The 14,465-nt window shown below is 54.1% G+C and carries 13 protein-coding genes and 3 tRNA genes; 9 read left to right on the forward strand and 7 right to left on the reverse strand.

Annotation, left to right across the window (positions count from 1 at the left end; translation table 11 throughout):
• Positions 1-112 precede the first annotated feature (112 nt).
• The 4 genes from ppnN (at position 113) to xni (ending at position 5,588) form a co-directional block, all read left to right on the forward strand.
• The gene (ppnN, locus tag AM379_RS03195; RefSeq protein ID WP_014171428.1) at positions 113-1,477 is read left to right on the forward strand and encodes a nucleotide 5'-monophosphate nucleosidase PpnN; all 1,365 of its coding nucleotides are present in this window, start codon (positions 113-115) and stop codon (positions 1,475-1,477) included.
• Between the two features lie 514 nt (positions 1,478-1,991).
• Positions 1,992-3,287, forward strand: coding sequence for an HAAAP family serine/threonine permease (locus AM379_RS03200; protein WP_032678880.1), 1,296 nt, complete (start codon positions 1,992-1,994; stop codon positions 3,285-3,287).
• Between the two features lie 65 nt (positions 3,288-3,352).
• The gene (locus AM379_RS03205) at positions 3,353-4,720 is read left to right on the forward strand and encodes an L-serine ammonia-lyase (protein ID WP_020883793.1); all 1,368 of its coding nucleotides are present in this window, start codon (positions 3,353-3,355) and stop codon (positions 4,718-4,720) included.
• A gap of 112 nt (positions 4,721-4,832) precedes the next feature.
• Positions 4,833-5,588, forward strand: a complete 756-nt coding sequence (gene xni, locus AM379_RS03210) for a flap endonuclease Xni (RefSeq protein ID WP_014171431.1) — start codon at positions 4,833-4,835, stop codon at positions 5,586-5,588.
• A gap of 57 nt (positions 5,589-5,645) precedes the next feature.
• Here xni and rlmM read toward each other — a convergent pair whose 3' ends face one another.
• From rlmM to AM379_RS03230, 4 genes are all read right to left on the reverse strand, one after another.
• The gene (gene rlmM, locus AM379_RS03215) at positions 5,646-6,746 is read right to left on the reverse strand and encodes a 23S rRNA (cytidine(2498)-2'-O)-methyltransferase RlmM (protein WP_025203351.1); all 1,101 of its coding nucleotides are present in this window, start codon (positions 6,744-6,746) and stop codon (positions 5,646-5,648) included.
• Positions 6,739-7,134: a DUF423 domain-containing protein gene (locus tag AM379_RS03220; RefSeq protein WP_008499646.1), complete on the reverse strand. Its 396-nt coding sequence runs from the start codon at positions 7,132-7,134 to the stop codon at positions 6,739-6,741. The genes rlmM and AM379_RS03220 overlap by 8 nt, the downstream gene beginning before the upstream one ends.
• Before the next feature lie 39 nt (positions 7,135-7,173).
• On the reverse strand, positions 7,174-8,091 hold the full coding sequence (gene gcvA / locus AM379_RS03225; RefSeq protein ID WP_014171433.1) for a glycine cleavage system transcriptional regulator GcvA: 918 nt from the start codon (positions 8,089-8,091) through the stop codon (positions 7,174-7,176).
• Between the two features lie 349 nt (positions 8,092-8,440).
• Positions 8,441-8,668 carry a YgdI/YgdR family lipoprotein gene (locus tag AM379_RS03230; RefSeq protein ID WP_003862759.1) on the reverse strand — a complete coding sequence of 76 codons (228 nt, stop codon included), beginning with the start codon at positions 8,666-8,668 and terminating at the stop codon, positions 8,441-8,443.
• A 202-nt stretch (positions 8,669-8,870) separates the two neighbouring features.
• On the opposite strand from AM379_RS03230, the gene csdA reads away from it, so the two are divergent.
• Both csdA and csdE read left to right on the forward strand, forming a co-directional pair.
• Positions 8,871-10,076: a cysteine desulfurase CsdA gene (gene csdA / locus AM379_RS03235; RefSeq protein ID WP_106503454.1), complete on the forward strand. Its 1,206-nt coding sequence runs from the start codon at positions 8,871-8,873 to the stop codon at positions 10,074-10,076.
• Positions 10,076-10,522, forward strand: a complete 447-nt coding sequence (gene csdE, locus AM379_RS03240; RefSeq protein ID WP_106503455.1) for a cysteine desulfurase sulfur acceptor subunit CsdE — start codon at positions 10,076-10,078, stop codon at positions 10,520-10,522. Before csdA ends, csdE begins: the two co-directional genes overlap by 1 nt.
• Here the strand turns inward: csdE and tcdA are convergent.
• Positions 10,513-11,319, reverse strand: a complete 807-nt coding sequence (tcdA, locus tag AM379_RS03245) for a tRNA cyclic N6-threonylcarbamoyladenosine(37) synthase TcdA (protein WP_045261323.1) — start codon at positions 11,317-11,319, stop codon at positions 10,513-10,515. The genes csdE and tcdA overlap by 10 nt on opposite strands.
• 76 nt (positions 11,320-11,395) lie before the next feature.
• The gene (gene mltA, locus AM379_RS03250) at positions 11,396-12,493 is read right to left on the reverse strand and encodes a murein transglycosylase A (protein WP_025203349.1); all 1,098 of its coding nucleotides are present in this window, start codon (positions 12,491-12,493) and stop codon (positions 11,396-11,398) included.
• Positions 12,494-12,702: 209 nt separating this feature from the next.
• On the opposite strand from mltA, the gene AM379_RS03255 reads away from it, so the two are divergent.
• The 3 genes from AM379_RS03255 to AM379_RS03265 all read left to right on the forward strand — a co-directional run bounded on the left by AM379_RS03255 (position 12,703) and on the right by AM379_RS03265 (position 13,021).
• Positions 12,703-12,779 (forward strand) — tRNA-Met (locus AM379_RS03255).
• 44 nt (positions 12,780-12,823) lie between these two features.
• Positions 12,824-12,900 (forward strand) — tRNA-Met (locus tag AM379_RS03260).
• 44 nt (positions 12,901-12,944) lie between these two features.
• Positions 12,945-13,021, forward strand: a tRNA-Met gene (locus AM379_RS03265).
• 87 nt (positions 13,022-13,108) lie between these two features.
• On the opposite strand, the gene amiC is transcribed toward AM379_RS03265, so the two are convergent.
• Complete coding sequence (amiC, locus tag AM379_RS03270) at positions 13,109-14,362, reverse strand: N-acetylmuramoyl-L-alanine amidase AmiC (RefSeq protein WP_020883787.1); 1,254 nt, start codon at positions 14,360-14,362, stop codon at positions 13,109-13,111.
• Between the last annotated feature and the right edge of the window lie 103 nt (positions 14,363-14,465).

Here is a 14,465-nt window from a genome sequence, read left to right on the forward strand (position 1 = left end):
AATATTTTCGCAATATGCGCGGTCTATTCCGCGCTTTAGGTTGTGAAACGTCGTAAGCCAGGGCTATTGTAATCAACAGGGAAAGACGATAATCGTCCCGTAAGGAGCTCACTTGATTACACATATTAGCCCTCTTGGCTCAATGGATATGTTGTCGCAGCTGGAAGTGGACATGCTTAAACGCACGGCCAGCAGCGATCTTTATCAATTGTTTCGTAACTGTTCACTTGCCGTACTGAACTCCGGAAGCCTGACCGACAACAGTAAAGAGCTGCTGTCCCGCTTCGAAAGCTTTGATATCAACGTGCTACGCCGCGAGCGTGGCGTGAAACTTGAAGTGATCAACCCGCCGGAAGAGGCCTTTGTGGACGGGCGCATCATTCGCTCCCTTCAGGCCAACCTGTTTGCCGTGCTGCGTGACATCCTGTTTGTTAACGGGCAGATCCACAACGCAGGCCGCTTCCAGCATCTCGACCTGGAAAGCTCGGTACATATCACCAATCTGGTGTTCTCCATTTTACGTAACGCCCGCGCCCTGCACGTGGGCGAAGCCCCTAATATGGTCGTCTGCTGGGGTGGTCACTCGATTAACGAAACCGAATATCTCTATGCCCGTCGGGTAGGAAACCAGCTCGGCCTGCGTGAGCTGAATATCTGTACCGGCTGTGGTCCCGGGGCGATGGAAGCGCCAATGAAAGGCGCGGCAGTGGGACACGCTCAGCAGCGTTACAAAGAAGGGCGCTTTATCGGCATGACCGAGCCGTCGATCATCGCCGCTGAGCCACCTAACCCGCTGGTTAACGAACTGATTATTATGCCGGATATCGAGAAGCGCCTTGAGGCGTTTGTCCGTATCGCTCACGGGATAATCATCTTCCCGGGCGGCGTGGGAACCGCAGAAGAGCTGCTCTACCTGCTGGGTATTCTGATGAACCCGGCTAACAAAGATCAGGTTCTGCCGTTGATCCTGACCGGGCCGAAAGAGAGCGCTGACTACTTCCGCGTACTGGACGAGTTTATCGTGCATACGCTGGGGGAAACCGCGCGTCGTCACTATCGCATCATCATTGACGATGCGGCAGAAGTGGCGCGTCAGATGAAAAAAGCGATGCCGCTGGTTAAAGAGAACCGTCGCGACACCGGAGATGCCTACAGCTTTAACTGGTCAATCCGCATCGCGCCGGACCTGCAGATCCCGTTCGAACCCTCGCACGAAAACATGGCCAACCTGAAACTGTACCCGGACCAGCCGGTAGAAGTCCTGGCTGCCGACCTGCGACGCGCCTTCTCCGGCATCGTGGCGGGTAACGTGAAAGAGATGGGCATCCGTGCTATCGAGAAGTATGGTCCGTATAAGATTCATGGCGATCGCGAAATGATGCGCCGCATGGATGACATGCTGCAGGGCTTTGTTGCCCAGCACCGCATGAAGCTACCCGGGTCAGCGTACATTCCTTGCTACGAAATCTGCACGTAACATTTTCACTCTCCTGATAAAAGCCGGGCCACGATGCTGTGGGGCCCGGCTTTTTTATTACCGAAACAACTCATAGATATTGCTTATACCTTTTACAAACTATGAAGCCACGCAAACGATTACCTCGTTTTTACAACCGTAAATTATCAGCCTTAAACTAAATTACCTGCCAGAAAATCCTAAAAACCCATTTCTTTACAGCGTAAGACACCTATCTTCGCGGGTTCTCTTTTAGCTCACATGTTGTTGATGGTAGCCTTCGCGCCCGTAAATCCTATTCGATGTTTTTTTAATAGATAAATGGTCTAAAGATGCCCACATCAAAAGTGGATTATTGCAATTGGGATCGGGATCACTGATAGATTCATAACGAGAATGTATCTTTCCGCCCGCCAATAGTTACGGGCGAAAATTATTAAAAAACCGTCACTGAACGAATTTCATATTACCGTCAGGCACTTTTTCATCGGATTTGACTACAAACCTGACAATTTGCTTCCTCCAGGAGATACAGATGGAAACCACTCAAACCAGCACCGTTGCTTCGATTGAATCCCGAAGTGGTTGGCGCAAATCAGATACCATGTGGATGCTTGGCCTTTACGGCACAGCTATCGGCGCTGGTGTATTGTTCCTTCCTATTAACGCAGGCGTCGGCGGTCTGATTCCGCTGATCATCATGGCTATCATTGCCTTCCCGATGACCTACTTTGCGCACCGCGGCCTGACCCGCTTCGTGCTGTCCGGTAAAAATCCTGGCGAAGACATTACTGAAGTCGTTGAAGAACATTTTGGCGTGGGCGCAGGTAAACTGATTACCCTGCTCTACTTCTTCGCGATTTACCCCATTTTGCTGGTTTACAGCGTTGCAATCACTAACACCGTTGAAAGCTTCATGTTGCACCAGCTGCACATGACGCCACCACCGCGTGCCATTCTGTCTCTGATCCTGATTGTGGGCATGATGACCATTGTCCGTTTCGGTGAGCAGATGATCGTGAAAGCGATGAGCATCCTGGTGTTCCCGTTTGTGGCTGCACTGATGGTACTGGCGCTGTATCTGATTCCACAGTGGCACGGTGCCGCGCTGGAAACGCTCTCCCTGAGCAGCGCATCTGCAACCGGTAACGGCCTGCTGATGACCCTGTGGCTGGCGATCCCGGTGATGGTATTCTCCTTTAACCACTCACCGATCATCTCCTCCTTCGCCGTGGCGAAGCGTGAAGAGTACGGCGACGGTGCAGAGAAGAAATGCTCCAGCATCCTGGCGCGTGCACACATCATGATGGTGCTGACCGTTATGTTCTTCGTCTTCAGCTGCGTACTGAGCCTCTCCCCGGCGGATCTGGCAGCAGCGAAAGAGCAGAACATCACCATTCTGTCTTACCTGGCGAACCACTTTAACGCACCGATCATCGCGTGGATGGCACCTATCATCGCGATCATCGCCATTACCAAATCCTTCCTCGGCCACTACCTGGGCGCACGTGAAGGCTTCAACGGTATGGTGATTAAATCTCTGCGCGGTAAAGGTAAGAGCATTGAAGTCAACAAACTGAACAAGATGACCGCGCTGTTCATGCTGGTCACCACCTGGGCAGTTGCCACGCTGAACCCAAGCATCCTGGGCATGATTGAAACCCTGGGCGGCCCGGTTATCGCGATGATTCTGTTCCTGATGCCGATGTACGCGATTCAGAAAGTACCTGCCATGCGCAAGTACAGCGGTCAGATTAGCAATATCTTCGTGGTTATCATGGGGCTTATCGCTATCTCCGCAATCTTCTACTCCCTGTACACCATGTTCTGATTATCACCCGCGCCGTCTCAGGACGGCGCACTCCTCCCCCTCTGACTGAAAGCAATGGACGCATCATGATTAGCGTATTCGATATTTTCAAAATCGGTATTGGTCCTTCCAGCTCTCACACCGTCGGACCAATGAAAGCCGGTAAGCAGTTCACGGATGACTTGATTGCGCGCGGCATTTTGCACGACGTAACCCGCGTGGTTGTCGATGTGTACGGCTCTCTCTCCCTGACAGGTAAGGGCCACCATACCGATATCGCCATTATCATGGGCCTGGCAGGAAACCTGCCGGATACCGTTGATATTGATGCGATCCCTGGTTTCATCCAGGACGTCAATACCCACGGTCGCCTGCTGCTGGCAAATGGCGAACATGAAGTGGAATTCCCGGTTGATCATTGCATGAATTTCCATGCAGACAACCTGTCACTGCACGAAAACGGAATGCGTATTACCGCACTGGCAGGTGACAAAGCGGTATACAGCCAGACTTACTACTCTATCGGCGGCGGGTTTATCGTCGACGAAGACCACTTTGGTGAAACCAGCACATCTTCCGTTGACGTGCCTTATCCGTACAAAACCGCGGCGGATCTTCAGCGTCACTGCCAGGAAACGGGGCTCTCCCTTTCCGGCCTGATGATGAAAAACGAGCTGGCCTTGCACAGCAAAGCGGAACTGGAGCAGCACTTCACCAGCGTCTGGGAAGTCATGCGCGGCGGTATCGAACGCGGGATCACTACCGAAGGCGTTCTGCCCGGTAAGCTTCGCGTACCACGCCGTGCGGCAGCGCTGCGTCGGATGCTCGTGAGCACCGACAAAACGACCACGGACCCTATGGCGGTCGTTGACTGGATCAATATGTTCGCACTGGCGGTAAACGAAGAGAACGCTGCGGGTGGCCGCGTGGTGACAGCACCGACTAACGGCGCCTGCGGTATCGTTCCGGCAGTACTGGCGTACTACGACAAGTTTATCCGCGAAGTGAACGCCAACTCGCTGGCACGCTACCTGCTGGTCGCCAGTGCGATTGGTTCACTGTACAAGATGAACGCCTCCATTTCCGGTGCAGAAGTAGGCTGTCAGGGTGAAGTTGGCGTCGCCTGCTCCATGGCTGCGGCGGGTCTGGCAGAACTGCTGGGCGCAAGCCCGACACAGGTCTGTATTGCGGCTGAAATCGGCATGGAACATAACCTGGGACTGACCTGCGACCCGGTTGCCGGACAGGTACAGGTGCCTTGCATCGAGCGTAACGCCATCGCCTCTGTGAAGGCGGTCAACGCCGCACGTATGGCGCTGCGTCGTACCAGTGAACCGCGCGTTTGCCTCGATAAAGTTATCGAAACCATGTACGAAACAGGTAAAGATATGAACGCCAAATACCGCGAAACATCTCGCGGCGGCCTGGCGATGAAGATCGTGACCTGCGATTAAGCCTTTCAGGAAGCCTCGTTTTGCGAGGCTTCTTCCTGTTTTCCCCGCCGCACATAGTTTCCCACCGCTGACAATGTTACCCTTCCCCCATTAAACAGAAGGGAGATTATCTGTGGCTGTTCATTTGCTTATCGTCGATGCGCTCAACCTCATTCGCCGGATCCATGCGGTGCAAGGTACGCCCTGTAAGGACACGTGTCTGCACGCGCTGGAGCAACTTATCCGCCATAGCGAACCGACCCATGTGGTTGCCGTTTTTGATGACGAAGCGCGTAACAGCGGCTGGCGACACCAGCGCCTTCCCGACTACAAGGCCGGGCGCGCACCAATGCCTGACGATTTGCATGCCGAAATGCCGGCCATTCGCGCCGCCTTTGAACAGCGCGGCGTTCCCTGCTGGGGAGCCCATGGCAATGAAGCCGATGATCTGGCTGCCACGTTAGCCGTCAAGGTCGCGAGCGCCGGACATCAGGCCACCATCGTCTCAACCGATAAAGGCTACTGCCAGCTGCTTTCGCCCACCGTCCGCATTCGCGATTACTTCCAGAAGCGCTGGCTTGATGCCCCTTTTATCGCCAGTGAGTTTGGCGTCTCGCCGGAACAACTTCCTGACTACTGGGGACTGGCCGGAATAAGCAGCTCGAAGGTTCCGGGAGTGGCAGGCATCGGGCCGAAGAGTGCCGCCCAACTGCTGACGGATTTTCAGAGTCTGGAAGGGATTTACGCCAGGCTGGACGAGGTCCCGGAAAAATGGCGCAAGAAGCTGGAGGCGCATAAAGAGATGGCCTTTATCTGCCGGGATGTGGCGACGTTACAGACGGATTTACAGCTGGACGGGAACTTGCAGCAGTTGCGCTTAGAACGTTAAATCGTTTTCAGATGAATCGCCCGGCAAGCAAAACGCCACCGGGCAATGTAACGCGTATTATCGCTCGTCGCGACGTCCGCCAACAGCAGCCCACCAGCGACGAATGTGCACCGTCACTTCTTCGCGGTCGTGATACAGCTGGCGCGCCTGAATCTCCACGTTAATGCCGTGCTCATCCATTTGCGCCTGGATATAGGCCAGGTTTTGCGAGACTTCCTCATAGCGCTTTTTCATCGGCAGCTTGAGGTTAAAGATAGTCTCACGGCACCAGCCGTTCACCAGCCAGGAGGCCATCAGCGCGGCCACTTTTGCCGGCTTCTCAACCATATCGCACACCATCCAGGAGATGTTGTTGCGGGTGGGACGATAGCGGAAACCATCTTCACGCAGCCAGGTGACCTGTCCGGTATCCATCAGGCTCTGGGCCATCGGGCCGTTATCAACCGAAGAGACCCACATGTTGCGTTTCACCAGTTGATAGGTCCAGCCGCCCGGACACGCGCCGAGATCGACCGCGTACATGCCGTTCGCCAGACGCTCATCCCATTCATCCGCCGGGATAAACACGTGGAACGCCTCTTCCAGCTTCAGGGTCGAACGGCTTGGCGCATCTGAAGGGAATTTCAGCCGCGGAATGCCCATGAAGAAGGGAGAATTGTTATTGGTGTAGGAGTAACCCGTATAGCAGCAGCCGGGGGCGATAAAGAATATATGCACCACCGGACGTTTTGGTGTTTCGTAGTTTGTCAGCACGCCTGCGTCACGCAGTGCAGCGCGCAGCGGTACGGTGAACTTACGGCAGAACTTCATCAGCTCTTTGCTTTCGTTGGTGTCCGCGACTTCAACACGCAGCTCGCCACCCTTTTCCACGACGCCCTGCAGCATACCCACAACCGGCGTGATGCGGTCTTCCGGCGGAAGATCTTTTAGCAGTTCACCGGCGACAAACATCTGGCGAGCGAAGATCAGTGAGCTGAACGGCAGCTCACGCGCCAGTTTATCCGCATCCTCAGGCTGATAGCACTCGAATACGACGTAGCCGGCATTATCTTTAACGCGTGCAAAGCCAAAGACTTCGCGCTTCGCCGCTTTATCAGTAATTTCCGCGGCGCACTCTTTCTCAAACCCCGGGCGACAATATAAAACAACCTTATTCATGAACAACGCCCTTGCGTTTCAGACGGATAGCTCCGATAAACATTAATACCCAACCTGCCAGGAAGCTGACGCCGCCGACAGGTGTAACAAACGCCCACAGGCGTAAATGCGAAAGCGCCAGGCAGTACAGACTACCGCTGAACAACACGGTGCCTAACGCCAGGAATACGCTGCTCCAGTAAAACCAGATGCTGATGCGGCGCTGCATTGCCACCGCCAGCCCAAAAATCGCCAGCGTGTGGAATGCCTGGTATTCAAGGCCGGTCTGGATCCAGCCCATTTCTACCGCCCCCAACGACTTGCTTAATACATGTGCGCCAAAGGCGCCCAGTGCAACAAAAATAAAGCCACTCACCGCGGCAAAAATCAGCATGAATCGGCTGGTCATGTTTAAATCCTAAAGTGATGCGTGCCCGGCACACAAAAGTTACTGTTCATACCTGAAGCGGAATTTTTCTTGCTCACTCGCCGCTTTCGCCAGAATCCACTGTCGGAAAGCGGCTATTTTACCCAGTTCTGCCTGACTGTCATGACAAACTAGATAAAACGCGTTCTTGCTGACCAGCACATCATTAAATGGACAAACCAGACGGCCTGCCTCAATTTCGGACTGCGCCATGACGTTATTCGCCAACGCCACGCCTTGCCCGTGAATGGCAGCCTGTAACACCATTGCGCTGTGGCTAAAAATGGGGCCCTGCTGCACGTTTATATGATTAAGACCTAATTGACGGGTATAAGTTTGCCAGTCACGGCGAGAAGCATCATGTAAAAGCGTATGTCGCGCCAGGTCAGCGGGGGTCTTCAGCGCCTTTTCACCCGTTAAGAGCAGCGGTGAACAGACCGGCAGCAGATATTCTGCGTATAATTTTTCGACACGCAAGCCTGGCCAGTTACCGCGGCCATAAAAAATGGCGACGTCAACATCATCGGCCAGCTTGTCTTCCTGACGGTCCACCGCCTGGATTCGAACGTCGATTCCCGGATAAGCTGAGTTAAAGCTTGTGAGTCTTGGCACCAGCCACTGAATGGCAAAACTGGGTAATAAACTTACCGTCAGCGCGCCTTTTGCACTGCGGGCCTGCAGCTTGCGCGTGGCTTCCGTGAGCTGGGAAAAAATCTCTTTAATATCCTGAAAATAGCTCTGCCCCTCTTCGGTCAACAGTAATGAACGGTTGCGCCGACGGAACAGCTTAAGGCCCAGGAAATCCTCCAGAGACTTGATTTGGTGACTTACTGCGGCCTGTGTCACAAAAAGCTCATCGGCTGCGCGCGTGAAACTCAGGTGACGTGCTGCTGCATCAAAAACACGTAATGCATTTAGGGGTGGCAATCGCTTCGACATGGTTATCTGGCTTAGATGTTAACGAGATTTAACAAACAGGAAACAATGTTTAACCTATTAGTTTTTTTTATCTGAGCCATTATAATTTGTCCGTTGAGGAACTACCAGCAAATACCTATAGTGGCGGCACTTCCTGAGCCGGAACGAAGAGCTTTTTTCGGAATGCGTGTTCTGAAGGGCTTTTGGCTTACGGTTGTGATGTTGTGTTGTTGTGTTTGCAATTGGTCTGCGATTCAGACCACGGTAGCAACGCTACCAATTTTTCACTTCCTGTACATTTACCCTGTCTGTCCATAGTGATTAATGTAGCACCGCCAATTTGCGGTGCTTTTTTTTCGCCTGCGATCGATTAATGCTCGATTTCTTTCATTTCCTTCACGTCAGTGCGATTAATCTGCTGCTTGTTCCCGTTCGCATCTTTATACGAAATCATACCGGTGTCGTTATCGGTTGTCGGTTTCCCTTCAGAGACGATAGAACGGCCATCGTTAGTATGCATTACGTAGTTGTTACCGGAACAGGCGCTCAGGGCAAAGGTCAACGCACAGGCAGAGATAATGGCGGCTGTCTTTTTCATGCTTATTCTCCTTTAGCAATTAATGCTATTCAAACATCGATTTATAACAGGCTTAAACATTCACCTAACCTTATTTAGCATAACCTGCTTTTTCAGAGTCGCCAGGATAAGTAAGGATTAGCAGACAAATCTGATAGATATCAACCTCCTTGCCCTGCCGATGAAATTGCGCGACGATCTCACTATTGAGATGAGGAATTCCATGAACGCTTTCAGTCCCGCGCAGTTTCGCGCACAGTTCCCGGCGCTGGCCGATGCCGGTATTTACCTTGATAGCGCTGCCACCGCCCTTAAGCCTCAGGCAGTCATTGAGGCGACGCAGCAGTTCTACAGCCTGAGCGCCGGGAACGTGCACCGTAGCCAGTTTGCCGAAGCACAGCGATTAACCGCGCGCTATGAAGCCGCGCGCGATCAGGTCGCACGCCTGATCAACGCCGAAAGCGGGAAAAACATCGTCTGGACGCGAGGCACAACTGAAGCCATTAACATGGTGGCCCAGTGCTATGCGCGCCCGCGGCTAAAGCCCGGCGATGAAATTATTGTCAGCGAGGCAGAACATCACGCCAACCTGGTTCCATGGCTGATGGTGGCTGAGCAAACGGGCGCGCGCATTGTGAAACTGCCGCTGGGTGCAGATCTTCTGCCAGACGTAGCGCGCTTATCTGAGTTCATTACCCCCCGCAGCCGCATTCTGGCACTCGGACAAATGTCGAACGTCACAGGGGGTTGCCCGGATCTGGCTCTGGCCATCGACGTGGCCCACGCTAACGACATGGTGGTGATGGTCGACGGTGCCCAGGGCGTGGTGCATTTCCCCGCTGATGTACAAAAGCTGGGTATTGATTTTTATGCCTTCTCAGGACATAAGCTGTACGGCCCAACCGGGATCGGGGTGCTGTACGGAAAACCGGCCCTGCTGGCGCAAATGACGCCGTGGCTTGGGGGAGGCAAAATGATCACCGAAGTGACCTTTGAGGGCTTTAAAACTCAGGATGTCCCTTACCGTCTGGAAGCCGGAACGCCGAACGTCGCAGGCGTCATCGGCCTGAGTGCCGCGCTTGAATGGCTGGCTGAAACGGATATCGCTCAGGCAGAACGCTGGAGCCGGGGTCTGGCGACGCTTGCAGAAGAGGCGCTGCAGAAACGTCCGGGTTTTCGATCGTTCCGCGTGCAGGACTCAAGCCTGCTGGCCTTTGATTTTGCCGGCGTTCATCATAGCGATATGGTTACGCTGCTTGCCGGGTATGGCATTGCCCTGCGTGCCGGCCAGCACTGCGCGCAGCCATTACTGGCCGCGCTGGGTGTGAGCGGTACACTGCGTGCGTCGTTTGCGCCGTATAATACGCAAAGCGATGTGGATGCGCTGGTTGATGCCGTTGACCGCGCCCTTGAAATACTGGTGGATTAATGACGAATTCAGCGTTAGCCGAGCATCCGTTTGGCACGGTCATCACAGAAGAGACCTTAAAACAGACTTTCGCCCCGCTGTTGCAATGGGAAGATAAATATCGCCAGCTGATCCTGCTCGGCAAGCAGTTGCCGGCGCTGTCAGACGAACGCAAAGCGCAGGCGAAAGAGATTTCCGGCTGCGAGAACCGTGTCTGGCTGGGATGCACGGTATCCGGTGAAAAACTGCATTTCTTTGGCGACAGCGAAGGGCGTATCGTTCGCGGGCTGCTGGCGGTACTGTTAACCGCCGTGGAAGGGAAAAGCGCGGCGGAGCTGCTGACGCACTCGCCGCTGGCATTGTTCGATGAGCTGGGGCTACGGGCGCAGCTCAGCGCCTCGCGCGGTCAGGGCCTGGTCGCACTCAGTGAGGCGGTACAGGATGCCGCGCGTCAGGCTCAGGCCTGACGTTCCGCCTTCGCCATCATTTTCTTCAGGGCGTGAGAGACGGCTACAAAGCCGAAAGAGGCGGTCACCATGGTGGCCGCGCCAAAGCCTGAGGCGCAATCCATCCTTTTTGGCCCTTCCGCCGTGCTTTTCATCGCACACACCGAACCGTCAGCCTGCGGGTAGACTAAGGCTTCAGTCGAAAAGACACAGTCAACGCCCAGCTTGCCTTTGCTGTTTTTCACGACGTTAAAATCGCTTTTTAAGCGCTCGCGCAGCTTGGCCGCCAGCGGGTCCTGAATCGTCTTTGCCAAATCGGCCACCTGAATCTGCGTGGGATCGATTTGCCCGCCAGCCCCCCCGGTGGTAATCAGAGGAACCTTGTAACGCCGACAGTAGGCAATCAACGCCGCTTTTGGACGCACGCTGTCGATAGCATCGATGACATAGCTGTAGCCTTTACTCATGTATTCGGCGACGTTATCTGCCGTCACAAAGTCATCGATCACCGTCACGCGGCATTCCGGGTTAATCAGGCGAATACGCTCCGCCATCACCTCAGATTTCGCCAGCCCGACGTTATCGCGCAGGGCATGGATTTGACGGTTGGTGTTGGTGACGCAAACGTCATCCATATCAATCAGCGTGATCGCGCCAATGCCGGTTCTCGCCAGCGCTTCCGCCGCCCAGGAGCCAACACCGCCAATTCCCACGACGCAGACATGCGCATCCGCAAACAGCTGCAGGGCTTTTTCACCATATAGACGTGCCGTGCCGCCAAAACGCTGACGCCAGGCATCGCTGATTACTACAGACATAAAACCTCAGATGTCAAAAGGGTGAGGTTATTCCTCACCCTTCTCTGTTAATTCAGTACGACTCAGAATACCACAATCAGCCGCTGAATACGTTACCGCTGCCAGGGGCTGCCTTGAGCACCCATACGCGCCCATAGTGGTTATACCAGCCTGCACGGTGCCCCGCATCCGGGCCAATGCCCTGATAAATATCGAAGTGCTGACCTTTAATCGCACCGCCGACATCCAGCGCGACCATCAGACGTAGCTCGTACTGACCGTTAAATTTGCCGTTGTTATCCAGTAGAGGCACTTCCGCCAGCAGCGTGGTGCCCGCAGGAATAATAGAACGATCCGAAGCTACCGAGGCGCGGCCAATCAGTGGAACGGCACTCGCCCCTTTCACTGGCGCAAAGTTTTGCGGTTTAAAGAAGACAAACGACGGGTTCTGTTCCAGCAGCTCACGCACTTCGGCTTCGCTGTGTTTTTCACCCCACTCGCGGATCGCCTGCATCGACATGTCTTCTTTTTTCACTTCGCCTCTGTCGATCAGCACTTTACCAATGCTGCGATAGGCATGACCGTTTTTACCGGAATAACTAAAGAAGTTCAGGGGGGAGCCATCGCCAAAGTCGATATAGCCGCTGCCCTGAACATCCATGATGAAGTTGTCCATCAGCGAGTTGCTGTAGGCCAGAACGTAGTTTTCGCTCAGCGCACCGGAGTAGATCTCAGCGCGGGACGGCAGACGACCGCGTTTAGGCGGCATTCGGTAAATGGGATACTGGAACTCGCCCTGACGCGTGTGTCGCGCCTGGATAACCGGGGTGTAGTAACCGGTAAACTGGACGTTGCCATAGTTATCCGCCCCTTCCATCTGCCAGGCGTCGATACCAAACTGGCGCATATTGCGCGTATCACCGCCCGCGCGTAGCCAGTCCTGTACCGCGTTATAAACGCTGCTCTGTGAGCCATACAGACGTGGCGACGCGTTGCGGATCTGGTAAACCTGCTCGGAAAAGTCTCCGGCGTTGATCGGTGCGCCAACGGCATCAGGTTGATTAACTAAAGAGAAAGGCTGGGATAGCTTCCCGTCTTTATACTGTTGACCGCGATCGGTCGGTTTAGAAGAGCAGGCCGCAAGAATGGCTACCATTGCCCCTGTCATTAGATACTTCGCCCAACGTCCTTTCATTATATCTCGTCTTAAAGTTGCCCATTACCGCGTGATGAAGATAACAAACCCACTGTTCTAAAGAAACGGAATCACATGCCCTTTGGCAAATTCTGAGCAAAAAATAGTCCAAATATCGCAACGCCGTTCAATTTACATACAAAGTTAATGATTTATGTGAAAAAGGGGTTGCATCACAAACCTAACCGAGTATAGTGCGCTTCCACGGACGCGGGGTGGAGCAGCCTGGTAGCTCGTCGGGCTCATAACCCGAAGGTCGTCGGTTCAAATCCGGCCCCCGCAACCAATTAAAATTTGATGAAGTATCTTCTACGACAGTAGGAAGACGGACGCGGGGTGGAGCAGCCTGGTAGCTCGTCGGGCTCATAACCCGAAGGTCGTCGGTTCAAATCCGGCCCCCGCAACCAATCAAATTTGAAGAAGTAAGTTTCTACAAGAGTAGAAAGACGGACGCGGGGTGGAGCAGCCTGGTAGCTCGTCGGGCTCATAACCCGAAGGTCGTCGGTTCAAATCCGGCCCCCGCAACCAACACTTCTAAAACAATAAACACCCTTCAGGGTGTTTTTTTGTATCTGCGGTGTGTGAAACTGCCGGGCGTTTACCCGGCGCACTCAACTACCCAAGCCTTGCCAGCGTCGCCCCATCTGAGAAATACGCCCGGATCCCTGCCAGAATCGACTCTGCCACTTCCTGCTGGAATTTTGCCGTCCTGAGCTTACGCTCCTCTTCCACGTTACTGATAAACGCGGTCTCGACCAGAATCGACGGAATATCCGGGGCCTTCAGCACCGCGAACCCGGCCTGTTCAACGCTGTTTTTGTGCAGCTTATTAACATTGCCTAGCTTGCCCAGCACCGCTTTACCAAATTTCAGGCTGTCGGTGATGGTCAGCGACTGCACCATATCAAACATGGTGTGGTCGACATAGCGGTCGCCACTTTTGCTCACGCCGCCAATCAGGTCCGAGGCGTTCTGAGAGTCAGCCAGAAATCTTGCGGCGGTGCTGGTTGCCCCTTTAGTCGAGAGCGCAAACACCGACGAACCGCTCGGCTGGCGGCTGGTAAACGCATCGGCATGGATCGAGACGAACAAGTCTGCACGCTGCTTCTGGGCTTTCGCCACGCGGACTTTCAGTGGAATAAAGACATCTTCGTTTCGCGTCATATAGGCGCGCATATTGCCTTCTTTATCAATCAGCGCCTTCAGCCGGCGGGCGATTTGCAGTACCACATCTTTTTCCCGGGTACGATATTTCCCCACTGCGCCCGAGTCTTCGCCGCCATGGCCAGGATCAAGCATGATCACAATCGGGCGATCGCGCCCTGCTTTTCCGGGCTGCGGACCGCTCTGGGCCGGTGGCACCTGCTTCTCCAGGTTGCCCTGGTTGTAGTCTTCCAGTAATGCCAGCAGCGGATCCTGAATATCCGTCGCATTCGCCGGGTAGAGATCCATGACCAGACGCTCTTTAAACGTCGCAACAGGCGCCAGGGCAAACAGCTGCGGTTTAACGTTTTGCTTCAGCTCAAACACCATGCGCACGGTTTGCGGATCAAACTGACCCACGCGCGCCGATTTGATAAACGGATCGTCGCCGCGGATCTGCGCCGCCATTCCCTTAAGCACAGAGTTGAGGTTAACACCTTCGAGATCCACCACCACACGCTCAGGATTGCTGAGAGCAAATTGCTTATATTTCAGCACCCGATTGGATTCTACCGTGACGCGTGTATAGGTCGACGACGGCCAGACACGCACCGCCACCACCTGACTGGTGGCGGCAAGACCCACCTGGCTGACGCTAAGCAACCACATCGCCCCTGCCCCTTTTAACAACCGGCGGCGGCTTATTGCTGAATTGGATCCCGACATGCTTCTCCCGAGCAAGAAAAGTGATTGATTTACAAAATCGCTAAATTGACCGAAAACTTTAACGAATGACGCATAAACTGTCATCTATAAAAGGGTAAACATT

This window comes from Enterobacter cloacae complex sp. FDA-CDC-AR_0132 (assembly GCF_003010695.1).
GTDB classification, from domain to species: domain Bacteria; phylum Pseudomonadota; class Gammaproteobacteria; order Enterobacterales; family Enterobacteriaceae; genus Enterobacter; species Enterobacter ludwigii.

Coding starts and splice junctions, on each gene's coding strand:
- AM379_RS03200 (WP_032678880.1), top strand. CDS start 1,992: ATGGAAACCACTCAAACCAGCACCGTTGCTTCGATTGAATCCCGAAGT.
- AM379_RS03205 (WP_020883793.1), top strand. CDS start 3,353: ATGATTAGCGTATTCGATATTTTCAAAATCGGTATTGGTCCTTCCAGC.
- rlmM (WP_025203351.1), bottom strand. CDS start 6,746: ATGAATAAGGTTGTTTTATATTGTCGCCCGGGGTTTGAGAAAGAGTGC.
- AM379_RS03220 (WP_008499646.1), bottom strand. CDS start 7,134: ATGACCAGCCGATTCATGCTGATTTTTGCCGCGGTGAGTGGCTTTATT.
- gcvA (WP_014171433.1), bottom strand. CDS start 8,091: ATGTCGAAGCGATTGCCACCCCTAAATGCATTACGTGTTTTTGATGCA.
- AM379_RS03230 (WP_003862759.1), bottom strand. CDS start 8,668: ATGAAAAAGACAGCCGCCATTATCTCTGCCTGTGCGTTGACCTTTGCC.
- csdA (WP_106503454.1), top strand. CDS start 8,871: ATGAACGCTTTCAGTCCCGCGCAGTTTCGCGCACAGTTCCCGGCGCTG.
- csdE (WP_106503455.1), top strand. CDS start 10,076: ATGACGAATTCAGCGTTAGCCGAGCATCCGTTTGGCACGGTCATCACA.
- tcdA (WP_045261323.1), bottom strand. CDS start 11,319: ATGTCTGTAGTAATCAGCGATGCCTGGCGTCAGCGTTTTGGCGGCACG.
- mltA (WP_025203349.1), bottom strand. CDS start 12,493: ATGAAAGGACGTTGGGCGAAGTATCTAATGACAGGGGCAATGGTAGCC.
- amiC (WP_020883787.1), bottom strand. CDS start 14,362: ATGTCGGGATCCAATTCAGCAATAAGCCGCCGCCGGTTGTTAAAAGGG.